Genomic DNA, 26,140 nt, shown 5'->3' on the forward strand with positions numbered 1-26,140 from the left:
TAAGTCAGCCTCTTGATTTTTGAGAATTACCTCATTTTTATGGTGTGAGGAATGTTCAGGACGAATTAATATAAAAAACAGAATTAAGTGGTCCTGATGCGCACAGAATGACCGGGCGCGCCTGAATTCAGAGCATGCAATTCAGATGCTTTGCTGATGGCGCTTTTGTCCGGTTTCTGTTGTGAGACTAATTCAATGCTGGTAGTGTCGCGGTATGGTATACGTCATGAGAGAATTGATTGTCAGAAGGCTTTATAACATAGCCCTGCGGCGTCAAAGTACCCATTCGCCTGTAAATTCGTTATAAAGATGAATAATATATTCAGGCTGTCAGGGTGAATAAAAAACCTTTTTCATTTGTCGCGGATAAAATCCGCTTCATCTCCGCCCCGTCACTTTGGGCTGTCAGTAATTTAATATCCTTCGCGTTGCCGTAGAGGCGATCGCTCTGGCGATGGTGTCTGCATGTTTAACGGAAATGAATGTTCAAAATTTAAAATTACCGTTGATGGGTATAGGTCAGAGGTAATGCACCTGGGTGTTGGGTGCCGTCAGTACTGAGCTGACTGCAGCGATGCTACACGGATAAGAACAGTATGTGAGTCAGCACATGATCTCATAATGATAATCTCCGGTTAAACGTGACGGCAAGATTGAGAGATGAGCGATTGAAGAGCGCGAAAAATCTTAAACTTAATCTGATATTCATCCTGTTAAGTGGCTGAAACACACAGCTAACGCGTTGCGCATATAGATAAATGCATTCCCCACTGGAACGAATAAACTGCCACCTGCTGGCCTTTCCTTAAGTCAAATCCGCACCCCACCGCCATGATCGGGTTACACGTCAGTTATTGATAGTACCAGCAAAAACTGGAGTGAAAATAACGCGCGTTATCGTAACCTTAGAACTCTACATTTTTCATTCAAAAACAGTAACTTCTCCTCTGATTACAGTTCGCCTATGCTGGCTGCTCATTAAATTTCACTTCAGAAGGATCTGTTATGTTTGTTGTGCCCGCATCCTACAGTGCAGAGACTGTTCAGTGCCTGTATGAAGTTATCGGCATACTCAACCTGAACGGCGTACGCTGCCACGTTATCTTTGACAGTCAGGCATCGCGCGCCGCAGTGATCCAGGCGGACGCAACAGAGGAACATGGCGAAATGCGCCATCCTGTGCTGGCCGTGCTGGAAATGGAACGCGTAACGAGTATCAACACCATACTGCGCATCAAATCGTTCTGGACCGATTCCGAGGGCGCTCAATCAGGTGTGGAACCAGGCACGCTGGCAAAAGCGTTGTATAAAGCGCTGACAACAAAGAAACATATCACGCTGGTGGGATTGTAGGCATTCTGAAGCCCGTGAAGTACGGGCTGTAACAGTCAGGTGTTGAGAGAGATACACGTCGGGGATGAGCATGATAATTCCACAGGTGCCCAAGAGTGCTTAATGCTGATCCGCGCATCCTGCCCGATCGGGCGTCCGATGCCCGTGTGAAGATTCGCTTTGTTATTGACGTGTTGATACTGCTCTGTGTGCAGATACAGAGAATGCCTTGCCGAAGTCCCGGATGCGTTCCTCACGTCCCACGGCAAGGGCAAACAGCACGCCACCCACAATTGAGAACAGCCCCAGAACACCCCATGCCAGCGTCATATCACTACCACCACCCAGATGCTTGAGGTATCCGGCAACAAGGGGGCCGCCAGACTGTCCAATGAAGTTGCTGCATGCGCCGACAAAAGCCACCGCAGGAACCGCTTTCTTTGTCGGAAGGATTTCAGTCAGCCTGACGTAAACCAGCGGCACCAGCATCTTCATTGTCAGGCCGACAAACATGAACAACCCTATCTGAGCCCAGTAATATGACAGCGGCACAAAAGCGGCAGCCAGTAATGCCACACCACAGAGGACGGTGGGAATAGCGGCATGCAGTCGTCGCTCCTGGTTGTACTTATCTGAACGCCGGGTGATATACCAGATGCCCAGCATCGTCATCAGGAATGGCATCCCGCTGATGAGACCAACCATAAATTCACTGAGCGTGCCATACCCTTTGAGAGCTGTCGGCAACCAGAGCGTAAAACCGTAAGCGAGCATGCTATGCAGGGAGTAGCCGATCAGCATCAGCCAGAGGGCCGGTATTTTGAGAATGGTCCACCAGGGATCGGATTTCTCATTCCTGTAGTTTGACTGCTCAGCGGCCAGGTCTTTCTGGATATAATCCCGATCTTCGGCACTCAGCCAGCCAGCGGCCTGAATACTTTTAGGTACCAGATAAAACCAGATGATGCAGAACAGCCAGGCCGGTGCACCTTCAATCACCATCATCATGCGCCAGTTATGATGTGCAAGGATCCAGCCAGATATCGGACCGGCCAGAAACGCGCCCGCACCCAGGCTAAGATTCCAGATTCCGAATGCCCGCCCCCGTTCAGGCTTCATAAACCACTGGGCAAGGAACATGGCCGTGGCGGCCTGAATTGGACCTTCAGCGATGCCCAGTAAGAAACGGATCGCTACCAGTTCACCGAAGTTACGCGTCAGGCCGGTAAGCATTGCGCAGGCCCCAAACAGAAACAGGCTGATACCTATTATTTTCCGTGATCCAAAACGGAGAGCCAGCCATCCTGCGGTAAATTGCGTGGCGACGTAACCCCAGGCAAAGGCACCGCCAAGCCAGCCGGCTTCAACAGGACTCAGGCCCATTTCAGCTGTTATATGGGGCAGCGCCATACCTATATTTACCCGATCAAAAAATGAAATGGTATACATGATGAATACGGCAGGTAATATAATTGTCCAGCGTTTATTTCCGATAAGCGCATAACCCTTGAGAGTTTTCTCACTCATGATAACTTCCTCATTTAAGACTGTGGCAGGGGAGGAAATGCTGATTTCAAATCCATCTGAATATCAGTCAAAATGTTTTATTCATTACCCGAAGGATGTTACGGAGAAATGAGCAGCCTGAGAGCAAAAGGCGCGGATAAACAGGCCGGGCACCAGGATTCATCATCGGCTCTAAACAATTGATATTTAAAATAAGTTCCGATCTATTTTTAATCCGACAAGAATATCTGAATGTCGATAACTCAACGGTTAGCTGATATACCCACAAGAAGATGTTGTGCATGAATCAAAGCCAGCCCTTCAACCCGAAATTATTAACAACGCTACCGTTTGTCACTTCAATAACGCCCTTTCCTCTCATATTCAGATAAATTTATTCTTCCTGAGGCGTCAGGTTAATTAAGAGATTGATATTTTCCGCAACCCCTCGGCTTAACGAGGGGCGCAGTGACATTAAACATGCCGTAATGTAAGCGAAAACTTATTCAGCCAGCGCCCGCATTTCTTTGATAAGGTCTGATTTGCCTTCGAATCCGATACCCGGCAGTTCAGGCATAATAATATGGCCATCTTCAACTTTTACCGAGTCCGGGAAACCGCCGTAAGGCTGGAACAGATCAGGATAGCTTTCGTTACCACCCAGACCGAGGCCGGCGGCGATGTTCAGGGACATCTGATGGCCGCCATGAGGTATGCAGCGTGACGGTGACCAGCCAAACTGCTCCAGCACATCCAGTGTGCGCAGATACTCAACCAGCCCATAGGAGAGCGCGCAGTCAAATTGCAGATAGTCGCGATCCGGACGCATACCGCCATATCGCAGCAGGTTTCGCGCGTCCTGATGAGAAAAGAGGTTTTCGCCCGTTGCCATTGCGCCTGGATAGAACTCCGACAGGGCTGCCTGCAGAGAATAATCGAGCGGATCGCCAACCTCTTCGTACCAAAAGAGCGGATATTCACGCAGCATTTTTGCGTAGGCAATACCGGTTTCCAGATCAAAGCGACCATTAGCATCAACGGCGAGGCGCGCTTCGCTGCCGATTTCTTCCAGTACGGCCTCAATACGGCGGCGGTCTTCGTCCAGAGAGGCACCACCGATTTTCATTTTCACAACGTTATAGCCGCGGTTCAGGTAGCCGCGCATTTCCTGTCGCAGTGCGCCAAGGTCTTTACCCGGATAGTAGTAACCCCCAGCCGCATAGACGAAGACGCGCGGATTAGCCTCAACGCCCTTCATTTCGGCCAGCAGGCGGAACAGCGGCTTGTTTGCAATTTTTGCCGTTGCATCCCAGATGGCCATGTCCAGGGTTCCCACTGCAACTGAACGCTCGCCATGACCGCCAGGCTTTTCGTTGCTCATCATCACAGCCCAGACTTTATGCGGATCCAGGTTGTTACCTTTGGCATTCAGCAGGCTTTCGGGATCGGCTTCCAGGATGCGGTCACGGAAGCGTTCCCGGATGAGGCCACCCTGGCCATAACGGCCGTTAGAGTTAAAGCCGTATCCCACTACACGGCGCCCGTCGACTTCAACATCTGTCACAACGGCGACCAGGCTTGTCGTCATCTTGCTGAAATCGATGTACGCGTTACGAATAGGGGAAGCAATGGGTTTGGTAATTTCTACAACATCAAGGATGCGCATGATCTCTCCGGTAGTTCTCAGTCAAAGACTGTTTTACTAAAATACCTACGCAATCAGTTATGTCATGCCATCTGTTTATCGGCATTCATCGGCACAATGAAGTAGCGTAGTGTTAAGGGACCTGATTGTTCTGTCTGCTATTATCCTAAGCAGTACATGGGTTCCGTTCTAATGCCAAAGAGGCAGCCTGTAATGCAAAATCGGCATCACCTGGAGTTAACCTGGCTTGAAGACTGTATTGCGCTGGCGCAATCACTCAATTTTTCCCGTGCGGCAGCTTCACGATATGTGACACAGCCTGCATTCAGCCGCAGAATCGTCTCGCTAGAAGAGTGGCTTGGCACGCCAATTTTTGAAAGAAATCGTCGGGGCGTCAGCCTGACCCGCGCCGGAGAGGTTTTCGTCAGGCAGGTGCCGGAACTTATTCGTGCGCTTTATACCCTGAGGAGTGAATCTATCGAGGCCGCAGGAGAGGCCCGGCCGGATGTTATTTTTTCCGCCACACACGCGCTGTCATTTTCTTTTTTCCCGGCACTGATGCGTAACAACGAAAAAATTGCCCGCTTCGGATCTTTTCGACTGCTATCAGACTCATTAAGTGCCTGCGAACGCATGATTGAGAAAGGTGACGCGCAATTTCTGCTTTCTTATTACCATCCTCATATGCACATCCATCTCGATCAGTCGAAATATCTCAGCGTCCGGCTTGGACAGGAAATTTTACAGCCGTATTCACGATGCGATCCGACAACGCGTGAGCCTCTATTCCATGCGTCAGGCGGTAAGAAGTTTCCTTTCCTCTCCTATTCTGCAGAGTCCGGCCTGGGCCGCATCCTGTCTAATACCTCACAGGTTAACCGGGCCAGACGCGGAATGGATATTGCCTTCACGGCCGATCTTGCTGCCACCTTACTCGCCATGGTCAAAGCCGGAGACGGCATCGCATGGCTGCCGGAAACACTGGCAGCACCGGATGTTGATGCTGGCTCGATTGCCGTTGCAGCTAATAAGGAGAGCGCACTCTGGATACCCATAGAGATCCGGCTGTTCAGACCCGCAGCGAGGATGTCCCGGGCGGTAGAAGCGTTGTGGGAAATTTTCTTAGATGGCCAAATCTGAGCGGAAAACCATTTTGCGCCGATCGCGACGGCAGCTGAAATGAATAAAGCGAGAACACATCAGAACCACAAGCTGACGCTCTAAGTTCCCTGACAAGCAGAGTTGCACAAACTACCCATGTCAATATAAACACCGCTTGCCTTCATGCGACCGACCGGAGATTAACTAGCTTGCGCTGCGGTTTCCCGGTTTTCACGCATGACATCGACTGGGTAAGACGCCCCAGGCACTATAAGCAGGTAATCGGGATAACCGATGATGGGAATGAAATCGGGTATTAAATCAAGTGGGTTAAACAGTATAGGCTGCGACAGTCAACGCCAGCACTTTAGCGAGCATCGGCGTGCGGAGATCGCGGGCGGCAAGCCATACCGCGTGCAGTCCCGTTTGATGTTTCACACCCATTGTCTGGTGTCAGCAATAAGTTTGATAGTCACTAACAGGCATTAACTTATTGAGACGTGCTTACTTTACGCTTCCGCACAGTTGCTCTCTGACAGGCACAAGCTTCGTGCTGAAACTAAGCGCCGTTCTCTGTCACTCAACAACGTTCAGTGCATTAGCATCCCAGGCTTTCATCGCGGTTGATACCGCCGAATCGAGTTCATTGCCGGTTGCGCCATCACGGGCTTCAGTCGACAGGCCGATCTCAAAACTGTGAAGGGTCGTGGCCAGCGCCCGCACGTCGGTATCGGAAGCCAGGAGTCCCGCCTCTTTCGCTCTTGTGACACATCGCAAAAATCCCGCCCTGGTCCGATCGCGCTGCGCTGCCAGAATCTCACGGATGTGCTCATTCGCTGGCGAACAGGTATTAACGGATAGCGCAATCAGGCAACCACTGGGATGCCCCTGTTCTGTCTGCATTTTTGCAGAACGACGCAACGCCAGTTCAATAGCGTCACGGGGTTCAAGCGTGTCATCCCATAGGCAATCGTTAACCTGACCAAAAGTCGTCATATAACAATCGACAACCTCCTCAAACAGCGCTTCTTTTGAACCAAACGCGGCGTAAAAACTTGGGGCGGTGATGCCGTTGCCGAGGTTTGACTTGAGCATGGCAAGCGAAGTGGACTCGTAACCATGCTGCCAGAAAAGGGTCATCGCCTGACGAATTGCCTCTTCCCGGTCAAATGTCCGTGGGCGTCCCATCTGAGCCATATCCGCTCCTTTTTCGCTTATCGTATATAAATACTAATCGATACATATATACTTGACAAGCCTCAGTGTGCCCTATACTTTCTGATATATACCGATCGGTATATATATTGTAAAACCCGTTATCCGGAGGGTTTCGCAATTTTTAGTCGTTACAAACTAAAAAAGGGGCCAACGTGCACGCCAATACAGTATTCAGTGAGACCACAACACAACGGGGTCTGCCACTGGCTTCCCTGCTGGCATTTGCCATGACAGGCTTTATTGCCATCCTGACCGAGACCCTTCCGGCGGGTTTACTTCCGGAAATTGGAATGGGTCTTGACGTATCTCAGGTGATGGCGGGTCAGCTGGTCAGCATTTATGCGCTGGGTTCGCTACTCGCGGCAATCCCTCTGACGGTTCTGACCAGTGGCTGGCGTCGTAAAAAGGTACTATTACTCGCCGTAGGTACCTTCCTGATTTTCAACACTATTACCACCCTTTCGTTCAGTTACTGGCTGACGATGGCAGCCCGATTCATGTCGGGTGTGGCTGCAGGACTTGCATGGGGAATTCTGGCGGGCTATGCCCGCCGCCTCGTTCCTGCTGAAATGCAGGGCCGCGCTCTCGCTATTGCTATGGTTGGAATACCGGTTGCCCTGTCCCTTGGAACCCCGGCTGGCGCATGGCTTGGCAGCACGATGGGATGGAGAGTCCCCTTTGGTATCATGGCAGCATTGGCAGTCATTCTGTTCATCTGGACATGGGTGGCGGTTCCTGACCTGCCGGGACAGCAGGCCGACCGCCGACTACCGGTATGGCAAGTTTTCCAGATGCCCGGAGTCAGACCTGTTCTGGCGGTTATCTTTCTATGGATGACGGCACACAATATTCTTTATACATTCATCGGACCGTTCCTGCAGTTGTCGGGGCTGACCGGAAATGTCGGGCTTATCCTGCTGATTTTTGGCATTGCGGCACTTATTGGCATCTGGATAACCGGGATGCTGGTGGATCGCCATCTGCGCAATCTGGTTCTGCTCAGTCTGGCGGCACTGGCGGCGGTTTCTGTGGCACTTGCCGCAGGCATGCGGGAACAGATTGTGGTCTTTCTGGCCGTCATCGTATGGGGATGGTCGTTTGGCGGCGCGTCAACTCAGATGCAGACGGCTGCCGCTGATGCGGCAGGCAATCATGTCGATGTCGTTCAGGCAATGGTGACAACTGCCTGGAATCTGGCTATCGCAAGCGGCGGCGTCATTGGTGGTCTGCTTCTCAATAATGCCGGTGCGGTATCTTTCCCATGGGCGCTACTGATCTTTATGGCTGTTGCGTTGATTATCGCCTGGTGCGCGAAAAAGCATGCTTTCAGGCCAGGTGCAAGAGAACCTTTAGTAAAATAGTAACTTCCAGGGACGTCCGGAACGGACGCCCCGTTTTGGCACCAACCGCCTGCTTTGGATATCTAAAAGAGACCTCAGTTATTTAAGTCGTCCATTTGGGCACTCTTTAAACAGAACTATCGGATTCGTTGCTTCCCGAAATATTCTTTTGTTTTTTGTCTGGAAGACAAGCCATTGAGATAATGCCAGTGAGTACGATGAGTGAACTCATGCCTGCAAAAGCAACCATCAGACTCGCAGCGGCGGCCAGTCCGGAAAGGAGACCAGAAAGTGCTTCAGCAGTATTAGCCAGGGTAGAAAACGTGCCGAATGTCTTGCCTGTGTTCTCTGCAAAAGACCAGGACTGTATGAGTGTCACCAGAAAAATATCAACGAATGCACCACTCATACCAAGGACGAATGCTACCGGCAGCAGAGCCTCGAGCGAATAGAGGGCAATAAATGACATTAAAATCAGTAAAATTCCGTAAAAGAACCAATTGCGCATAACATTCAATGGTGAAATATTTATGGCAAACCGTCCGTAAATGAGCCCCCCGGTAATTGTGCCTGCAGCCATTAGAGAAAATATCCAGCTGGTAAATATCTCCCCATTCCCCTGACTGACAGCTACAGCGGGAATAATAAAACGAAGTAATGATCCGGTAAAGAGAATGCAAACAGATGAACCAAAAATAGCAATAAATAAGCCAGGAGCTTCCTGAAATAAACTTTTAATGCAGGATAGATTGTCCTGATATACTTGTTTCAATCTGAACGCCGACGTTTTATTCTGTGAATTTTCTGAAAACGTACAAAGTATAACAATTGAAATTGCATACGTTAATGTATTGAACATCAGCACCCAGGGCTTGTCTGCCAATGAGAGTATAACTGAACATTTGATGCGCCAATTGTCTGCCATCCAGCCACCAGCGGGGCCGAAAAATAGAAAAGGAATAAAACGAAAAAATAGACGCAGCCGGCAAGAAGATAATTATTATGCGTGTTCTCGAGCACAATAAACACAAAAACGACCTCATATACATAATCGCCCAACTTCGAGATGAAAAGAGAAGCGAGTAACGTGCGGAAATCTTTAATTTTCAGCCAGTTCATTGAAGTCTATTCCAATATTAAAATCTGAAGCACCTGGCGCAGACACACCCTCTGCAAATTCGATTATGCTAACGTCCCTGAGCATGTAATGTGAGTTTATGTGGCCAATAAACGACGAAGCAAAGCTGAGTGCTATGCCCATACCAATACACATATGCATGCCCGTGCCGAATGATAGTGGCTTTTCTTTTCGCCCCGCAATAAAACGGAATGGGTTATCGAAAACTTTTTCATCGAAGTTAGCCAGCGCCGTGTAAAACATGACCCTGTCACCTTCTTTAAGGTTCTGGCCTCGGAAAATCAGGTCCTGCGCTATTACTCTACCTACAGAAAGAACGGGACTGTATAAGCGAGAAGCTTCTACAACGATATCCCGAACATTGACTGTATTCACCTTCAGGTTGAAGTGAGAAATGGCCCAGAGCGCAGCGACAATGAGTGGCATAACGCTGTCGACTTTATCAGCCCCATAACCTCATTGATTACTAATCTGTACGGCAACGCTCTGGCCCCTCTTACAGAGAAGCCTCTAAACTAAAAGACATTATTCAATTTGTTAATATTGAAGCGCCGCCTGTTAACTTACATCAAAATTTTTCTCCCTGATATTATTACATTTTTTAGTTAACAACCTACTGCCCGAGCTGCGTAGTGTAATTAGCGGGCACCCAGCGATAAGCGTTACCTTCATGCTGAACATGGCCCAGGCCAGGGAAGGCGATATGCGCCGCAGCCACCCAGTAGCCCTGATCTGCAGCCTGTTTCAGTACCCTTTCACGTGTAGTGATAGCCTGTTTCTGATCGACATCAAAATGGATGGCCACTTCAGGATCGGGCAATTGCACCGCTTTGGCATGGATGATATCTCCCCACAGCACCAGGGTCTGACCTTCACTCTCTACGCGATAAAGTACGCTACCCGGCGTGTGCCCAGCTGTCGACTCTGCACGGATTCCCCCCGTTAATGTGGCTGGTGCCATAAACGTTTTAAGCAGGCCAGCATTGATGACCGGGCGAAGAGTCCGTTCAGATTCTGCAAAGGTATGGGCCTGACTGGTCTCTACCCTGCTGACGTTAGCCGGATTAAGCCAGAAATCGACATCCCGTTTATCCACGAACACTTCGGCCTTTGGAAAAGCAGGCTTGCCCGCGCGTGAAACACCGCCTGAATGATCGGCATGAATATGGGTTAAGAGTACGGCATCGATCGACTCTGCCGGATAGCCAGCGGCGGCCAGATTAGTCAGCAGATGTCCGCCATTGTGTCCAAAAAGCTCACCGGCCCCGGTGTCGATTAAAATGCGCTTTTTACCATCATCGATAACGAAGGCATTGATTGATGTTTCGGCCTGCGGCGTCATCGAATCTCTGGCCATTGCATGGTTTAGTTTTTCAGGCGAAATGTTAGTCAGTAATTTATTCAGGGGAACGGTTACCGTGCCGTCGGAAACCGCGGTAATGCGTAATTTCCCCAATGTCATCCGGTAATAACCCGGAGCTTGCTGATCCCGTACAGAGGTCTGTTCGGCAGCATAGACCGGACTGAACGCGATAAGAGACGCCACCAGCATCAGTAAAATTTTCATAAATATCTCTCCAGAAAGTTTCATCACAACGTGGTGAGCAGTATCCTTACGCAACCTGTATCACTCAAATTGATTAAACTGATGCTCACTATCAGAGAAAATGATTTTCATCGAATCGACCTGAATTTACTGACGGTGTTGTTGGTTCTGAAGCGGGAAGGCAGCGTGTCGCGTGCGGCAGAAAAGCTGCATCTGGGTCAGCCAGCAGTCAGTAATGCACTGGCCCGATTGCGGGTCATGTTCAGCGATCCACTGTTTGTGCGCACGGCGAAAGGCATGGAGCCTACCCCGCGTGCTGAAGCGCTGATCGCTGAGCTGGGCCCGTTAATGGCACAGATGCAGAACGTCTTGTTTCAGCCAGCATCCTTCACGCCTTCTGAGGCGACACATGTTTTTCGGCTGGGGATGAGCGACTGGGTTGAACGCTGGCTGATGCCGGGACTGTATGCGCACATCACGCGCACCGCTCCCGGCGTGACTCTTCAGGTCACGGCCAGCGATCCCTTCCGGGATGCGGAGCTGGTCGCGCGCGGAGAGATCGATCTTGCCATTTCGGTTGGCGAGAGCACACCCGCCACGCTCCAGCGCGAGAAAATTGTGTCACACAACTTTTGTACGTTGTGGCACCCGGAACAGCTTTCGTTGCGTGCACCGCTGACGCTGGAGGATTATGTGGCGCATGACCATCTGCTGGTTTCCTATCGCGGGGCGAACTGGAGCGCCATCGATGACCAGCTTGCGCCATCAGGAAAGGCCCGTTCGATTCGCTACGTGACGCCGCATTTTTCCTCTCTGCCTCCGCTGCTGGCGCGCGCACCCGCGTTAGCCACCGTTCCCGCTGGGCTGTCGGATGAGTGGGTGACGCATTACGGCTTATGCTGTAGCCCGGTACCCATTGAAACACCGGAAATAGCCCTGTCACTGCTCTGGCATAAACGGCTTGATAACGATTTGTCACTGCGCTGGCTCAGGGAAGAACTGCGTAGCGTGATGACAAAACGAACCTGAATAAATTACGGCCTAATTATTTGCTCAATAATCCATTCGCGAAATATTTCCATCGACTGGGTCATCTTTCTGGCTCTCTGCCAAGTTAACCAGTACCCATCATGACCAGAATAAATATTAAATGGTCTGGCGAGCAAACCTTGCTTTATTTCCGTTTGAAACATGACATCAGGTGCCAGTGCCAGGCCGCCAGTGATCATCACAGCATCTATAATAAGGCGTGAAGAATCGAATACAGGTCCATTAATTCTGAATGGGGAAATACCCGCCGCAGCAAACCAGTTATCCCACTCTTCAGGACGGTAAGAACGTAATAACGTCTCGCCGGATATATCGCCAGGTTTTGTCAGTCTCTTCGCCGTTTCAGGCCGGCATAACAGGGTCAGCGGCGCATCCAGCAATAGCTGGTTATGCGATGACGCCCATTTACCCGAACCATATCTTATAGCAAAATCCACTCCCTCTCCGGCAATGCTTACGACATTGTTGTTCGTCTGAATACTCAGTTCGATAGCGGGATGTCTCTGCTGAAAATCTTCAATTTTTGGTAAAAGCCAGCCCAGCGCAAAGGTGCCCACACAGGATATCGTCAGTGCCTCCCTGACTTTACCTCCTTCAAACTGACGATAAGCCTTCTCAATACGATGAAATTCTTCTGAAATTTTTGAGAATAGCAACCGCGCCTCATCGGTCAACTCCAGGCCCCGGGAAAGCCTTTTGAACAAAATCACCCCTAATTTCTCTTCCAGCAGCCTGACCTGCTGACTGACCGCAGCCTGAGAGACAAAGAGTTCCATGCCTGCCCTGGTAAAGTTGAGGTGGCGGGCAGATGCTTCAAATGCACGCAGCGCATTGAGTGGGATATCACTTTTCAAATCAGCCCCCAGAAAAACTTATGACTGGCATCAATTTATACCGTTTTTTCTTACAAGGAAATTGATTTATTTTGGGCAAATAATTTAAGGGATGCATTTTTTCTACGTGACTTAAAAGACCCCATGATTTTACTAATGCCAGAATAAGGTAATGCAAGATGATAAACTTTAAAGGAAGCCTGACCGGCATGTTACTGATGGCCGCAACAGGTTGTTCAGTGTCAGCCCATGCTGCTTTTGACCAGCTAACGCTAAAGAGCCAGTTTGAGACACTGGAAAATAAATCTGGTGGCAGACTCGGCGTTACGGTCGTTGACACATCCGATGGTTCTGAATATTCATGGCGGGGCAATGAAAGATTCCCGCTGTGCAGCACAAGTAAAGTAATGGCAGTAGCAGCGATATTAAAGAAAAATGAAAGTGACCATAGTTTGCTTGATAAGAAAATTCATATAAATAAAAGCGACATGGTTAATTATAATCCCATCACCCAGAAACATATCGGCTCATCAATGACTGTTGCTGAACTGAGTGCTGCGGCGTTGCAATACAGCGATAATGCCGCGATGAATAAATTACTTGCGTATCTGGGTGGCCCGCAACAGGCTACGCATTTTGCCCGAACAATCGGCGATAAGGCTTTTCGCCTGGACAGAAAGGAACCAGAACTCAATACAGCAATCCCGGATGATGTGCGTGACACTACGACTCCTTCAGCGATGGCTGACACGCTTAATAAGCTTGTTCTCGGCACCGCCCTCAAAGGAGAGCAGCGAGCCAAACTGTCAGAATGGATGAAGGGCAATACAACAGGTGCAAACAGTATTAAAGCAGGCCTGCCGGCTGACTGGATAGTGGCTGATAAAACCGGCAGTGGTGACTATGGCACAACTAATGATATTGCCGTCATCTGGCCGAAGGATCAGGCACCCATCATCCTGACGACCTACTTCACCCAGAAGGACAAAGACGCGGTCGCGCGCAAAGACGTACTGGCCAGTGCGGCAAAACTAGTTGTGGACGCAATCAGTAAATAATTAGCTTCAGCTTCAGATAATCGGCTCAGAGTGGGCCGATTATCTGGCTTTCGCCCCGCTAACCCGCGCACCAGCGAAATACCACTTCAACTCAAAAACTCAGTACCTCGCCCGGCTACTGCTCAGGTGCGGAAAAAAGGCAGGCGACGGCAAGGCTTCCGGGTCAGTTGGCTCAGCGTTCAGCATGCGCAAAAATGACTCAGCCCAGTGATGGCTGTTCTGCATATGCAGTCCCTTCATCAGACGGGCATGCAGAGACCGCCGTTCGTGTAACGGCATCTGCAATGCGCGATGTACCGCACTGGCCATTGCATCAGGATCATAAGGATTGACGATGATGGCACCCTCCATCTGCCCGGCTGCACCGGCAAACTGCGAGAGGATAAGCACCCCGGGATTTTTCGGGTCCTGTAAGGCGATATACATTTTGGCCATCAGGCTCATGCCTGCCATCAACGGCGTCACCAGCGCAACGCGTGAGGCACGATAGATGCCAGCCTGCTCTTCGCGGCTGTAGCCATGAGTCAGATAGTTCACCGGATACCAGTTCATTGTGCCATGCACGCCATTAAGCTCCCCACACAGTGCTTCCAGAGCGTGACCGAGTTCTGACGCTTCATGTGCGTGTCCGGCTGCAGGAGGCGCCAGCTGCAACAGCGTGATATTTTTCTGGTAGCAATCATGTTTTCGCAGCAACACTTCCATAGTGCTGATCCGGTAAGGCAGACCTGAACTCTCATCAAGATGGCCGCCGCTTAGCACGGTATTTTCGGGCAGGCTTTCGCGGCACTGCATTTCCATGTAAGCACAGCTGTTGCTATCACGCAGAGACTGGACATCGTCAAGATCTATTCCGACAGGAAACACACCCACCCTGATAATCCGGCCATGAACACGAAAGCTTTGCGCTTCCAGCCGTTCTATACGGAATTCGCTCTCCAGCCAGACCAGGAAGTTATTCATATCCTGCACGGTCTGAAAGCCAATCAGATCACAACATAACAGAGAGTCAGTGAACCAGCGCCATTCGGGTATGGTTTCAAACATTCTGCCAGCCGGGAAAGGTTGATGCAGAAAAATACCCACTAAGTTGGTCAATCCTTCTTCACGGATATAGGTGGCACAGCCTAGCAGATGGTAATCCTGAATCCAGATAACATCGTCGGGTGCGGCGTTTTCGCAGATGGCGCGCGCATAGGCTTTATTGATGTTTTTATATTCCTGATAGCCGCTGGCGGAAAAACGAGCCATGTCCGGACGCTGATGAAAAACAGGCCAGAGCCCTTTATGAATATAATTGTGGTACCCCTCATTAAGCTCGCCAGGCGTATACGGGAAGGTCACGGTTTCATACTGACCCATCTGCTGCACGGCGTAGGGTCTTGACGCATCCGGAGGCATCACCCTGCTTTCACCATCCCAGCTAATCCAGACGCCTCCCTGACGGGAAAGGATGCCGTCATAAATTGCAGTAAGCGTCGAACGTTGACATTGATTATGCGAAACAAGAATAAGGCCTGACATGCTGTATTCCTTAAGAACCCGCTGCGGAGAGGCACCAGTGCCTGGCAGCGAGCCGCTATTAATAGGAGGTCGGAGAATAAACTGGAGAAAACCACTCATGAATGTGCACCCTGTCCACTTAATGCCTGCAGACGCTTTTTGCAAAATCGGGTTGTGACCGCCATCGTGTAACGTTGTCACGTAAACGCCCGGTACCGTTAATTAAACCGAACGGCCTGTAAAAAAGGCGTAAAAAGAGTCTGATGAAGTGTAAAAACGCTGCAAATCACGCGCCCGATATAGCATTAGCGGACAGCAATGGCGCAAAAAGTCAGTGAGTTCAATACAGGTAAAAATAAAGAAGGCGGGTTGGCCCGGTTCCACTCGCCCCTAAAGCTGGTTTGATAAATGCGTGGCCGGGCCGTTTTATTGCGGAAACAGAGAACCTAAAAATCTCTTTGTTAATTCAGAGCTGAGCGATCATTGTCTGGAATGATACGCCGTTAAAAAATTTGACCTCCCCGACTTTTTTAAATCCCCTTTTCTCATAAAAAGGGACGGCAAGGAGTGAAGAACGTACGCTAATTTCTGAACGCAGTTCGGGAATCGCCCGCTGCCAGAGTGCCCTCGCTACCCCTTTTCGCTGAAATTTCGGATGTACAAAAAGGTATTTAACTAAATTGCCTTCGAAAAGGGTGAGTACGCCTGTCACCTCACCTCTTTCCACGGCAATCAGCCAGAGATAGTCATCTGAAACAATCAACGGCTGAAGCACATCGAGCTTTGTGCTGTCGATGAACCATTGCGGACAGGGCTCTGTCTCTGAAAAATTACATTGCACAGACACAAGCTGTATCAGCTCACTGATGCCTGCCGCATCAGACTCCAACGCCGTTCTGATTTCCATTCTTTTGTCATTCCCCCTGATTAGGTTAAGGCAAGGGCATGGAGGCCTGCCATTCGAAAAGCCATCCACTCCCCTTTTCCGCTGAATCCCGGCCCGAGAACCCGCGTACTGAAGATTAAAGCAACGTGACTTTGCCCTGGAAAATCACCGGACCGGACGGCCCGCTGAGCGTAGATCCCCCCACCGGCTCCAGACTTACCGCCAGTACCGTCTGATTATCTAACTCGCCAGGCGGTAAGCGGAAAACATTACTGTCGCTATGATTGATCAATCCCAGAGATTGTGGTGGAGCACTGCCCCTGATCAGCCAGAGCTGCAGGTTTTTATTCTCTGGCAGCGTGATGTTCAGCGCCGAAACCTGAAGGAGTGAAGCTGACTTATCCAGATTCACCACAAACTGTGCATCGGGCTGTGCGCCGCTGAGTACCGCAATCAGCTGCATGGATTGTGGGGCATCAGGGTTGCTTAAATGGGTGAAAATGAGGATGCCAGCCATTGCCGCCGCCAGGCCCCAGCCGAGCCAGAAGCCAGGATGCTTGCGGATTGATGTCGTGCCAGAGACGCCTGCATTCCGGCCAAGATCCTGCTCAATCTGCTGCCAGACCGCAGAAGACGGGATAACGGCGTGTGTGAGCAGGTCAATGCCGCTGAACGCTTTCTGCCAGTGCAGCACCTCTGCAGCAAATACTGAATCGTCATTGAGCCGTTTATCCAGCCGATGACGGGTCTCATCGTCGGTAAGGCCAAGCACATATTCGGCCGCAGTGAGATCATGTTGTTCCTGACCAGTCATATGCCTATGCACTCCCGAAGATGGGTTAACGCGCGACGGATCCAGCTTTTCACCGTCCCTTCAGGCTGACTCATAGAGAGCGCAATCTCACTCTGTGACAGGCCACGATAATAGGCGAGCGAAATGCTTTGTCGCTGCTCAGAGGGTAAGTGCGCCATGCAGTGCTGAAGGCGACGCGCCTCCGCATGACTCGCATCGGCAGGAAGTGGCGTCTGGAAACCTGCTTCCGCTTCGCTGATCTCATCCACGGAACAGCTTCTGTTTTCATGTTTACGAAGGAAATCAATCGCCCGATTTCTGGCGATGTGACTGAGCCAGATATGCGGCTCACTGCGCTTATCGTCGTAATAGTTAGCCGACTGCCAGATTTGGATAAACGTATCGTGAAGGATCTCTTCTGCCCAGTCCCGGCGTCTCACCATTCGCAGAATGATCCCATAGAGTCGGGGCGACAGAACGCGATAAAGCTGCTCAAGAGCAGCTTTATCGCCGACGGCTATCTGATTCATTAAATCGGCCTGAATATGGGGCACATTTTTTGTCATCGGCTTCCCTGTGAAAGATGTAGCCACGCGATAAGTGGCTACACACAGTATAGGTAATACCTTACGGCATCAGCACGGTATCAATAACGTCAATCACACCGTTACTCTGGTTCACATCATACGTGGTGATACTGGCAATATTGCCCTGAGCATCTTTAAGCTGAATATTGTGCGGGCCATTTGCCATCACCCACAGTGATTCGCCATTCACCGTTTTCAGCTCGGCTTTGCCTCCTCCCGCTTTGATTTTTTTCTCCAGCGCTTTCATGTCCAGTTTTCCTGCAACCACGTGATAGGTCAGGACACTGGTGAGTTTTTGTTTATTCTCTGGCTTAAGCAGGGAGTCGACGGTGCCCTTAGGCAATTTATCAAAGGCGGCATTGGTGGGCGCGAAAACGGTAAACGGCCCCTTCCCTTCAAGTGTCTGGACCAGACCGGCGGCTTTAACAGCCGCGACCAGCGTGGTGTGGTCTTTCGAGTTAACAGCATTCTCAACAATATTTTTCGATGGGTACATAGCAGCACCGCCGACCATCACCGTGTCGCTGTCCATGCTCGCCGCGTAACTGGCGCCACTGAAGACTAATGCAGAAAAAATCAGAGTTGGCAGGAATGGTTTCATTTTCACTTCCCTCATTGAGTTAACGGACAGGGCGAGAGCGCCCTTATCTGTTAATACGAATGAGCAGCGAAAACGGATGCAAAAAAATTTAAATTTTTTTAGCGGGGGGTGTTCTGCTTCATGAGAATGCGGATTGACGGGTACAGAACAGCCCTGTTTATGTTGCTCATGCCTGACTTATCGGACTAACGATAAAGCCATGAAGGTAATTACTAAAACGGCTCCTTTCCTTCAAGCTGATACTGCCAATGCGGACATAACGGCGGTTAATGACCATATATTTGTTAAAATGACGGATAAGGTTTACTCCTTCACAAACTCTGCATTTTTCTACGATGGTAAGACGCCAGTGATGCCACGTGTTGATTTAAATTCAACCGCGCCCGACCCATGGAAGTAGAGGTTAATCTTGTGATTTATCATCATTTCCCTCATAAACAAACCTGTTTTTCAAAAGGCTAAAACTTACGGGCGAGGTCAATATGTTTACATTGAATATTTCAGTCTCTGAGCGTCCCGGAATGTCCGCCAAAAGAAAAGCCCTCCGATTGAACTGCACCCCAAAAGTTGGAAACCCGACTGATTAAGGTGCAGTTCAGTGAGCAGTCCTAAGTTTCCCCTTGAATTACGGCTCGCCGTTGTCACGCATTATCTCAACAGCAGGGATGGTTATCGTGAGACGGCTAACCGTTCTGGCGTGGGCCGCACGGCGGTTCGCCGCTGGGTTTCCGCACGGCAGCCGGCATTGACGGGCTGACATGGAAAACGGGTGACTACACTCCTGAGTTCAGGCTGAAGGTTGTCCGCGCCGTCATCAATGATAATCTCTCGCTTCGCGATGCCACTGCTCAGTTTAACCTTCCCAATGAGAGCACCGTTTACCAGTGGGTCAAACGCTTTCAGGCGTCCGGGGCCGGGGCGCTCTCCGGCCTGAAACGCGGAAGACCGAAAAAGCCAGCACCAGAATTTAGGTGCAGACTTCTGATCTACCACCAAAAAAGTATTCCGCTGCTCATTTTTTCCATTAACTACGCTAATTCTCTATGATTGGAGTGTCACCGATATAGCGTAAAGGGATATTATGCTACGTAACTGCCAGGCCAGAACTCTGGATGATATCTACCTCAACGATATTCCCCATATTGTTCCCCCCGATACCGCGTACAGCTATCTTTCAGATACGGCAAATCCCGGACGTATCATTCGTGAGTGGGATTTGCCTGATGGATACTCGCTGCTTGTAAGGCGCTATCTCAGCATGCATTTCCAGCAGCCACATATGGCCTACCGGGACGCGTTGTATGAGGTGAGAAGCGGAAATATCGTTATACTCCGGCGCGAAAGTGGCACAATTTACGGCAGTGTTGCTAACTCAGACGGCAGTCTTATCAGTACGCTGCCGCTTTTTCTGCGTTCTCGCCTTGAAGATGTGATAAGACGACAGCTTGTCCGCCCCGTAGCCACCAGAGGTAATCCGGCTCAGCGCCCACAGACAGGTAATACTATCAACAGCAAAGCTGCGGGAAGGCTTCTGGCCGCTGGCGGGATTTATAATGGCAATCCGGAAGGATTCAGAAAGACCGCCGAACAGTTAGGCGGTGATGCGGTGAAGGGATACGACAGCGTTCTCAACGAAACCACTTCCGGGATGATGGTCGCAGCTGCTTCACTGCTGGTTGTCCGTAACCCAGTTGCTGCGGAAGAATTGACCAGCTATCTGGGAAAATACAAAAAGGCACACGTTCTCCTGGATGATGTCAACGTGTCAGAGTTGAACTATGTTCGCCGTGACCGCGCTGAATATGCCGCGCTACGTGGTGAGTTCAACAGTTCTGTTCGTCCCAACTTCCTCAAATCGATTTCCGGGCACCCTGATGCACTATCAACGTTTGATTCTAACAATCTTATACGCCTTGCCGATGGTAAAGTGCCGCCCGGTTGGCAGGTTCACCACAAGATCCCACTCGATGACAGTGGAACAAATGCTTTGAATAATCTGATACTGATCCAAAACTCGCCATATCACTCCGCGCTTTCAAAGACACAGGCGATAATCACTAAAGACCTCCCATACAACGCCAGCACTAACGTTTTATGGCCTTCGCCGAACGGCGTAATTTACCCTGTAGGGAAGTGAAAACGATATGAATAACACAATTCAGATAATGGGTATCTTCAAAAATTTGATAATTTCCGATAGTTACCCGATAGCCAGCCCAATAGCACCAGATGTTATTACGGACTTGAAGCGCAATCCTGCGCCAATGGAATGGGATGAAACTAAACGCGGTGTTTACTCGGATATTCAGAAACTAGTGATGAATCGCCAGGACTACGCCGATATGCTCGAAGTCATGGATGGTCTGGAATACAACGGACTCACCCTGTATAGCCTGACGCAGGCAGAGAATGATGAGTTGGCATGGTCAAATATCTATATCAGGAACATTGATACGCGCGATAATGACGTCTACGTTGATCCCAATCTGACAGACAAACTGCTGATTGGTGAAGATGGAATGTCCGTATTCGTGTACAGCTTCAAAGAGAAGTGTTTTCAGATTCGTGACAAAGCATCAACTGATTACGTTATTGAAGAGTACGAAACCTTCAGCGACCTCTTATCGGCCCTTATCGACATTGTAAAATAATGTTATCTCTGTCTTAGGGGCATTGACAATAGAACACCCAAAGTTGATAGAACACAGAATTATAAAGTGCTGTTGAAGCCCCCCGCCCAATCTATATCAAGTTGGTCGAGGGGATCCTCCGATGAAACAGTGTCCAACATTACGGGGTCAGTTCACGATGGAGGGCTTGTACTAATCTGAAAGAAATCGCTCCCTGACATCCATTCCGTCAATATCAAACGGACAAATCAGCTGCGCTTCTCCCGTATCTTTCAGCGTATTCCATCAACCAGGCGCTTAAATGCGAAAAGCATTCACTGCTTCACGTAAAGCGTGTGCCTGGGCTGAAAGCGACTGTGATGCCGAAGAGGACTCCTCAACCAGCGCGGCGTTATTCTGCGTGACGCCATCCATCTCGTTCACTGCGATGCTGACCTGTGAAATGCCCTGCATCTGTTCAGCTGAGGCGAGTGAGATGTTATCCATCGCGACGGCGAGTTTTCCAACCATCGCATTGATATCAAGAATGCTCTTGCCGGTGCCGGTTGCCACGACAACACCACTTTCGACCTGCGCCACAGCCTCTTCTATCAGATGTTTAATATCTCTGGCTGCCGTTGCACTGCGTTGCGCCAGCGTCCTGACTTCACCCGCGACGACGGCGAAACCTCGACCCTGTTCGCCCGCTCGCGCTGCTTCGACTGCCGCGTTAAGCGCCAGAATGTTGGTCTGAAATGCAATTCCTTCGATAACGGACGTGATATCCCGGACTTTCACCGCGCTTTTTGAAATATCATTCATCGTCTCTGACATGCGCTGCATATCGTGTTCACCCGAACGCGCCAGCGCAGCGGTTTCACGGGCTGAATCCGCAGTCTGCTGCGCGCCCGCTGCATTGCTTTTCACTGTAACCGTGAGCTGTTCAATACTGGCGGCGGTTTCCTGCAAAGCGGCGGCCTGCTGCTCTGTACGGGAAGAGAGTTCGGTATTGCCCTGAGAAATTTCATCAGCCGCCATGGCGACCGAAGCGGAAGAATCTTTAATCTGCGAGACCAGGTCACGCAGATTGCTCTGCATGCTATCCAGAGAAGCCATCATGCTGACGGTATCCCCCTGACGAAGGGTGACCTTTGTCGTCAGATCGCCCGCCGCAATCGCAGCGGCCAGGCCCTGCGCATGCGAAGGTTCGCCACCCAGCTGAGTCTTGATCCAGCGGGTGATCAGCCCACTCATCACAAATCCCATCACAACAAACAGGGTGGTCAGGCCTGCCAGCGTCATATAAACACCGGAGAGCGCCTGCGTGGACGTTTCGGCCGTTTTACTCGTTACCCTCGCCTGATAATCAACCATCCCATCCACTGCATTGCGGTAGTGCGAAAGCGCAGGGATCAGTTCACCACGGAGTTTTTCCGGGAACGGAGTGGCGTTCTGCTTAAACAGGTTTTGCTCTGCCTGATGAAGCGGACCCGCTGCCACTTCAATTTTATTTAATTGCGTGGAAGCCTCTTCTACTTCAGCAAGATTGATCCCCGGAATGCTTTTGGCACCGTTGATCAGTTCGCGAAAATGCGCGGTGGTATTATCACTGTTGGTCTGCAACGCAGAGAACTGGGTTTTTATAGTGGCCTCTGCCTGAGGCTGAGTGTCTGAAGCCACGGACAGTAAAAGGACAGTTTGCTGAGTTAAATTATCTTTTAGCGTCTGCAGGGCCTGGAGATCGCCCAGCCGCGCGCGCGTCAATTCCTGCTGATCGCTGGCCGTATTGAGTTTAAACCCGGCAAATCCTGTCACAAAAACGCCCGTTAAAATGACTGTGAGGAATGCTGCAGTGAGCATGACGCTTAATTTTATTTTTTTGTTCCGATACATAGGAGACCCCGATGTTTGAATTAATAGGTTATCACCGACGTTCCGCTTCTATGGCTCGCTGGTACTGGATCTGTTATCGGCAGCGGGGAAAGAAATTACAGTAATGAAAGGGGTAAGAAGTGATGATTCCTGGACGGAGTAAAAGGGTAAATCCCTGGCGGATGCCATTAAGGCAGTGAGTGTGATTCTAGTGACTTGTCGCCTGAATGCGGATAAAACCATTCCAGCTTCGCTTGTGGCACTACGGATTTAACAGACTCTTCAGCGTCATTTGAGATGACTGACAATAGAAGTGTCCTCGTGGTGAGAACGGAATCTCAGACCGCAGATATTTCATTAAGGGTGGAGAGCGGCGCAGCCATCAGGTGCATGCGTTTGCAGCTGGAGACGAACAGATAATAAGGTACCTTGCTTTCCGTGATTACCTCAGAGAAAACAGAGATATCGCAGCAACCTATGCTGAGATAAAGCGTGAAGCAGCATCACTCTGTAACAACGATGCTCAACGCTACAGCGCGCTGAAAGCGAACTTTATAGCGCATCATCTACAGCTCGCACTGATTGACCTGAAACGATAGGTACTGAGCAGGACAGGATATATCCTCCTCACCCCCGTTTTTGATTCCATTCATCCTGACTCAGGGTAAACAGCATGCTTGCAGGCGCATTTTCCAAATCATAAATATCCCGGGTATGACGGAGTCCGGCCTTAATCAGAACCTTTTGTGAAGCCAGATGATTCGCTCTTACGACTGCAGAAATTTCAGCCAGTTTTATCTCTTCGAACCCATAACTAACTGCATAGTTCGCAAATTCCGTCGCCAGTCCTTTCCCCCAGGATTCCGGAGAGAAACGATATCCCAGATTATTGATCGTGATATCGGCAAAGCTTCTGATGCTCAATCCCCCAAAACCGATGATTCTTTCTGGATTATCCTGAAGCGAGATAGCCCAACTGCCGAAGCCATTCAATTCCCAGTGACGGATAAAGCGCGATAGCACTTCCCGTGAATGATGGATATCCGGATGAGGGCCCGCGGGATTAAACGTATTCGTCGCAGGGTCGCCGTAGATCCTGTAAAGATCATCGGCATCTGATGGGGTGACTGGCCGAAGAAACAACCGCATAGTGTCTTGCTGCAAAATAAACGCTCTCAGATTAAGAAACGAGTGATCCTGTTTTTATAACGGGAAACGGTGCGGGAAACGATGTAAATCTCTCACCTCATCAGTCTGTTCAGTCAGGCTTGATCTCTTTAATAAGCGCTTCACCCTGATTGTGGATATTGCCGACTTTGGCTGTAACAGGATGCCAGGTAAAGTCCTTTTCCGGCAATGCGGCTTCATGTGCAATTTCCTGAGCACGGTCCGACGTGGTTTCGGCACTGAGCCATTCGCGTACAGCATCCGCACTTAAAACCAGCGGGCGTCGGTCATGGATATCAACCATGCCTTTATTGCTCGCTGCCGTTACGATAACAAAACCCTCATGCCCATGATCCTTACCATAAGGAGCGTTGCCGATAGCGGCGAAGAACAGCGGTTCTTTCTCTTTGTGGTAGATAAAGTAAGGCTGTTTTTTGTCGCCCTCTCGCTTCCATTCATACCAGCCATTGGCAGGAACAATGGCGCGACCATGCTCCCACAGCGGTTTGAACATGCGTCCCGTCGCAGCGGTTTCACCACGCGCATTGATAAGCGGTTGTTTGTCCCACCACTCCGGACCGTAACCCCAGTAAACCGGATCAAAGTGCAGTTCATTATCCCGCTCATTGAGCAAGAGCACTTTGGTGCCTGGCGCTACGTTAAAGCGGTCTATGGGCTCTGGGTCATAAATAATTTCATCGGGCTTCAGCCTCAGGGATGCAAAGTAATCGTCTCTGCTGCTGTACTGCGCAAACCGTCCACACATGGGGACCTCCTCTCATAAGGATAGCGCAGCGTTGAACGAGTTAAATAAATCTAAAAAAATTGTTCTTCTGGCTGAAGATATCGTGATTTTTGACGAGAACATGATTAATGAATATGAAAAAACTGGAGCAGTAATGAAGGGAATTATTTTAAGTCTGGCTATGGCGTCACTGATGGCTGCCTCGTTTACAGCTGATGCGCGCGGCCATCGTGGTGGGGGTGGGCATAGAAGCTACAGCCATAGTTTTAGTTCAGCTTACTCATCACAAACAACGACACCCAGAATCAAGAAGAGATATTCCAGCAGCAAGCGAACGGCCAGATATGCTACTGCGGGCGTGGCGGGTTATGGCGCATACCAGGCCCATAACTACACGTCATCCTACGTGCGTGAGAAGGGCCGTCAGGCCGCAAGAAAACCCTCAACGAACAGCTATGACAACCAGTATCCAAATCAGCCCCAGGCTCAGCCAGTTAGCCAGAATATGGCACCGACATGTTCACCCTTATCTATGGTAAGCCAGCCGGGCTATACAAACCTGCCTGTATGCCTGGGCAGTGTTAATTGATTTCAAGCCTTGTAGCGATGAAACGACGATGAATTGATATTTTTCAGGAAGACACATTTTACAGAATGCCACTTACCGCACCCCGGAGAGGTCATATTTTAGTGACTTCGTAGGGACACGAATCTTTAATAATATGAGATATAACTCATGACCATAGTTTTTATACCTGCCCTCATCCCATTACTGATGAGAATTGAGAATGAGAAAGGAAGCCCGCTTACTGAGCAGGAAGTCAGTAGCATCCGTGATAATGCCACAACTATCGAAGTGCCGCGTGATGTTGCTCTCGCCATGGCTGAATGCCGCGGTTACTTCGATATCAACCCTGAAAGTTGCTGGGCTGAATGGAGCTTGTACCGGAGTAAGAGTTTGCTGTCTGTTGCTGACAACGGATAACTGCATCGCGGTGCACAGTTTTAGCAGCCGGAATCTGACGGCATAGCTTCAGAGCAGCACGGTGCCTTATGGGATTGTGAGTTTAGACATTTAAGTGCAACGCTTAACACTTTCCTTAGCTATGTAATCTTATTGCGGAGCAAAATGTATCGGGATTTCATCCTTCATAAAGGCGGGTCTCATTGGAAAAGTGTGGGCATCTGCAGCTTGTTTGATTGCTTTAATTGCAGCAGCGCACAGAGCTGGATCTCCGCCCTGAACGTTGATGCTTACCGGAGGCTCGCCTTCCGGCTGCCTGATCCTTACATCACATGTTTTACCGCGATAATTATCTGCATCGAAAAACCGATATTGTATTGCTGTAACAGCCTGGCAGAGCCAAAGCTGAGTTTCACGCTCTTGAGTTTGCTGTGGTGTCTGAGATTCACACTGACTTTTAATCTCTGACGCGTCGGGAGTCTTAATTCCCTTTTGTCGGATGTGATTTGTGCTCATATGGCATCCTGAAACTGCCAATGCGGCAGTCAAAGCAATTATTTTCTTCATGATTATATCCCTGATGTTTGCCCGGATTTTATATCATCTATTCTACCGTCTTAATATCCACAGCCACCAGAACAACCCA

26 protein-coding genes and 1 pseudogene are annotated in these 26,140 nt (G+C 49.9%); 10 read left to right on the top strand and 17 right to left on the bottom strand.

Annotation, left to right across the window (positions count from 1 at the left end; all coding sequences use genetic code 11):
- Positions 1 to 1,005 precede the first annotated feature (1,005 nt).
- A complete protein-coding gene (locus tag NR195_RS00765) occupies positions 1,006 to 1,353 on the top strand; it encodes a hypothetical protein (protein WP_256843893.1) in 348 nt (115 codons plus the stop codon).
- Positions 1,354 to 1,515: 162 nt separating this feature from the next.
- Here NR195_RS00765 and NR195_RS00770 read toward each other — a convergent pair whose 3' ends face one another.
- On the bottom strand, positions 1,516 to 2,859 hold the full coding sequence (locus NR195_RS00770) for an MFS transporter (protein ID WP_256843894.1): 1,344 nt from the start codon (positions 2,857 to 2,859) through the stop codon (positions 1,516 to 1,518).
- A 481-nt stretch (positions 2,860 to 3,340) separates the two neighbouring features.
- Positions 3,341 to 4,504, bottom strand: a complete 1,164-nt coding sequence (locus NR195_RS00775; protein ID WP_050679309.1) for a mandelate racemase/muconate lactonizing enzyme family protein — start codon at positions 4,502 to 4,504, stop codon at positions 3,341 to 3,343.
- A 192-nt stretch (positions 4,505 to 4,696) separates the two neighbouring features.
- On the opposite strand from NR195_RS00775, the gene NR195_RS00780 reads away from it, so the two are divergent.
- Positions 4,697 to 5,623: a LysR family transcriptional regulator gene (locus NR195_RS00780; RefSeq protein ID WP_033760602.1), complete on the top strand. Its 927-nt coding sequence runs from the start codon at positions 4,697 to 4,699 to the stop codon at positions 5,621 to 5,623.
- Positions 5,624 to 5,784: 161 nt separating this feature from the next.
- Here the strand turns inward: NR195_RS00780 and NR195_RS00785 are convergent, their stop codons facing one another.
- The gene (locus NR195_RS00785; protein ID WP_306278135.1) at positions 5,785 to 5,937 is read right to left on the bottom strand and encodes a DUF1232 domain-containing protein; all 153 of its coding nucleotides are present in this window, start codon (positions 5,935 to 5,937) and stop codon (positions 5,785 to 5,787) included.
- Positions 5,938 to 6,160: 223 nt separating this feature from the next.
- Entirely contained in the window at positions 6,161 to 6,781 is a 621-nt protein-coding gene (locus NR195_RS00790; RefSeq protein ID WP_052271365.1) for a TetR/AcrR family transcriptional regulator, read from the bottom strand.
- Between the two features lie 173 nt (positions 6,782 to 6,954).
- Between NR195_RS00790 and NR195_RS00795 the strand changes: the two genes are divergently transcribed.
- Positions 6,955 to 8,163: an MFS transporter gene (locus NR195_RS00795; RefSeq protein ID WP_052271364.1), complete on the top strand. Its 1,209-nt coding sequence runs from the start codon at positions 6,955 to 6,957 to the stop codon at positions 8,161 to 8,163.
- A 106-nt stretch (positions 8,164 to 8,269) separates the two neighbouring features.
- Here the strand turns inward: NR195_RS00795 and NR195_RS00800 are convergent, their stop codons facing one another.
- The 3 genes from NR195_RS00800 to NR195_RS00810 form a co-directional block, all read right to left on the bottom strand.
- Positions 8,270 to 9,067 (bottom strand): hypothetical protein, encoded by a 798-nt coding sequence (locus NR195_RS00800; RefSeq protein WP_256843895.1) that lies wholly within the window; start codon positions 9,065 to 9,067, stop codon positions 8,270 to 8,272.
- Between the two features lie 174 nt (positions 9,068 to 9,241).
- Positions 9,242 to 9,706 (bottom strand): cytochrome P450, encoded by a 465-nt coding sequence (locus tag NR195_RS00805; protein ID WP_229518700.1) that lies wholly within the window; start codon positions 9,704 to 9,706, stop codon positions 9,242 to 9,244.
- Between the two features lie 187 nt (positions 9,707 to 9,893).
- Positions 9,894 to 10,847 (bottom strand): MBL fold metallo-hydrolase, encoded by a 954-nt coding sequence (locus NR195_RS00810; protein WP_172608628.1) that lies wholly within the window; start codon positions 10,845 to 10,847, stop codon positions 9,894 to 9,896.
- A gap of 81 nt (positions 10,848 to 10,928) precedes the next feature.
- On the opposite strand from NR195_RS00810, the gene NR195_RS00815 reads away from it, so the two are divergent.
- A complete protein-coding gene (locus tag NR195_RS00815; protein WP_256843896.1) occupies positions 10,929 to 11,855 on the top strand; it encodes a LysR family transcriptional regulator in 927 nt (308 codons plus the stop codon).
- 5 nt (positions 11,856 to 11,860) lie between these two features.
- Here NR195_RS00815 and NR195_RS00820 read toward each other — a convergent pair whose 3' ends face one another.
- Positions 11,861 to 12,730, bottom strand: a complete 870-nt coding sequence (locus NR195_RS00820) for a LysR substrate-binding domain-containing protein (protein ID WP_187495041.1) — start codon at positions 12,728 to 12,730, stop codon at positions 11,861 to 11,863.
- Positions 12,731 to 12,927: 197 nt separating this feature from the next.
- Between NR195_RS00820 and bla the strand changes: the two genes are divergently transcribed.
- Positions 12,928 to 13,767, top strand: a complete 840-nt coding sequence (gene bla, locus NR195_RS00825) for a class A beta-lactamase (protein WP_370873667.1) — start codon at positions 12,928 to 12,930, stop codon at positions 13,765 to 13,767.
- A gap of 99 nt (positions 13,768 to 13,866) precedes the next feature.
- Here the strand turns inward: bla and NR195_RS00830 are convergent, their stop codons facing one another.
- From NR195_RS00830 to NR195_RS00850, 5 genes are all read right to left on the bottom strand, one after another.
- A complete protein-coding gene (locus tag NR195_RS00830) occupies positions 13,867 to 15,291 on the bottom strand; it encodes a trehalose-6-phosphate synthase (protein ID WP_256843897.1) in 1,425 nt (474 codons plus the stop codon).
- Between the two features lie 445 nt (positions 15,292 to 15,736).
- Positions 15,737 to 16,177, bottom strand: a complete 441-nt coding sequence (locus tag NR195_RS00835) for a GNAT family N-acetyltransferase (protein WP_256843898.1) — start codon at positions 16,175 to 16,177, stop codon at positions 15,737 to 15,739.
- A 115-nt stretch (positions 16,178 to 16,292) separates the two neighbouring features.
- Positions 16,293 to 16,970, bottom strand: coding sequence for an anti-sigma factor domain-containing protein (locus tag NR195_RS00840; RefSeq protein WP_033760611.1), 678 nt, complete (start codon positions 16,968 to 16,970; stop codon positions 16,293 to 16,295).
- Positions 16,967 to 17,515 (bottom strand): sigma-70 family RNA polymerase sigma factor, encoded by a 549-nt coding sequence (locus NR195_RS00845; RefSeq protein ID WP_033760614.1) that lies wholly within the window; start codon positions 17,513 to 17,515, stop codon positions 16,967 to 16,969. The genes NR195_RS00840 and NR195_RS00845 overlap by 4 nt, the downstream gene beginning before the upstream one ends.
- 61 nt (positions 17,516 to 17,576) lie before the next feature.
- On the bottom strand, positions 17,577 to 18,137 hold the full coding sequence (locus NR195_RS00850) for a fasciclin domain-containing protein (protein WP_033768877.1): 561 nt from the start codon (positions 18,135 to 18,137) through the stop codon (positions 17,577 to 17,579).
- 792 nt (positions 18,138 to 18,929) lie between these two features.
- On the opposite strand from NR195_RS00850, the gene NR195_RS22930 reads away from it, so the two are divergent.
- Genes NR195_RS22930 through NR195_RS00860 form a run of 3 tightly spaced genes read left to right on the top strand, consistent with a single transcriptional unit; the run spans position 18,930 to position 20,788 of the window.
- Positions 18,930 to 19,184: a helix-turn-helix domain-containing protein gene (locus tag NR195_RS22930; RefSeq protein ID WP_364109869.1), complete on the top strand. Its 255-nt coding sequence runs from the start codon at positions 18,930 to 18,932 to the stop codon at positions 19,182 to 19,184.
- A 34-nt stretch (positions 19,185 to 19,218) separates the two neighbouring features.
- The gene (locus tag NR195_RS00855; protein ID WP_256843899.1) at positions 19,219 to 20,274 is read left to right on the top strand and encodes an HNH endonuclease signature motif containing protein; all 1,056 of its coding nucleotides are present in this window, start codon (positions 19,219 to 19,221) and stop codon (positions 20,272 to 20,274) included.
- A 7-nt stretch (positions 20,275 to 20,281) separates the two neighbouring features.
- Positions 20,282 to 20,788, top strand: coding sequence for a YrhA family protein (locus tag NR195_RS00860; protein ID WP_256843900.1), 507 nt, complete (start codon positions 20,282 to 20,284; stop codon positions 20,786 to 20,788).
- 276 nt (positions 20,789 to 21,064) lie between these two features.
- Here NR195_RS00860 and NR195_RS00865 read toward each other — a convergent pair whose 3' ends face one another.
- Complete coding sequence (locus NR195_RS00865; protein ID WP_033787102.1) at positions 21,065 to 22,639, bottom strand: methyl-accepting chemotaxis protein; 1,575 nt, start codon at positions 22,637 to 22,639, stop codon at positions 21,065 to 21,067.
- Positions 22,640 to 22,938: 299 nt separating this feature from the next.
- On the opposite strand from NR195_RS00865, the pseudogene NR195_RS00870 reads away from it, so the two are divergent.
- A pseudogene (locus tag NR195_RS00870) lies at positions 22,939 to 23,217 on the top strand (GrpB family protein); the annotation flags it as partial.
- 28 nt (positions 23,218 to 23,245) lie between these two features.
- Here the strand turns inward: NR195_RS00870 and NR195_RS00875 are convergent.
- Both NR195_RS00875 and NR195_RS00880 read right to left on the bottom strand, forming a co-directional pair.
- Entirely contained in the window at positions 23,246 to 23,767 is a 522-nt protein-coding gene (locus tag NR195_RS00875; protein ID WP_372340737.1) for a GNAT family N-acetyltransferase, read from the bottom strand.
- A 109-nt stretch (positions 23,768 to 23,876) separates the two neighbouring features.
- Entirely contained in the window at positions 23,877 to 24,551 is a 675-nt protein-coding gene (locus NR195_RS00880) for an SOS response-associated peptidase family protein (RefSeq protein WP_256843902.1), read from the bottom strand.
- A 31-nt stretch (positions 24,552 to 24,582) separates the two neighbouring features.
- On the opposite strand from NR195_RS00880, the gene NR195_RS00885 reads away from it, so the two are divergent.
- Positions 24,583 to 25,119, top strand: coding sequence for a hypothetical protein (locus NR195_RS00885; protein ID WP_256843903.1), 537 nt, complete (start codon positions 24,583 to 24,585; stop codon positions 25,117 to 25,119).
- Positions 25,120 to 25,644: 525 nt separating this feature from the next.
- Here the strand turns inward: NR195_RS00885 and NR195_RS00895 are convergent.
- Positions 25,645 to 26,061: a cell envelope integrity TolA C-terminal domain-containing protein gene (locus tag NR195_RS00895; protein ID WP_256843904.1), complete on the bottom strand. Its 417-nt coding sequence runs from the start codon at positions 26,059 to 26,061 to the stop codon at positions 25,645 to 25,647.
- Positions 26,062 to 26,140: the final 79 nt, after the last annotated feature.

Origin of the sequence: Pantoea sp. Ft-CA_14, assembly GCF_024520875.1 — a bacterium.
Taxonomy (GTDB): domain Bacteria; phylum Pseudomonadota; class Gammaproteobacteria; order Enterobacterales; family Enterobacteriaceae; genus Pantoea; species Pantoea agglomerans.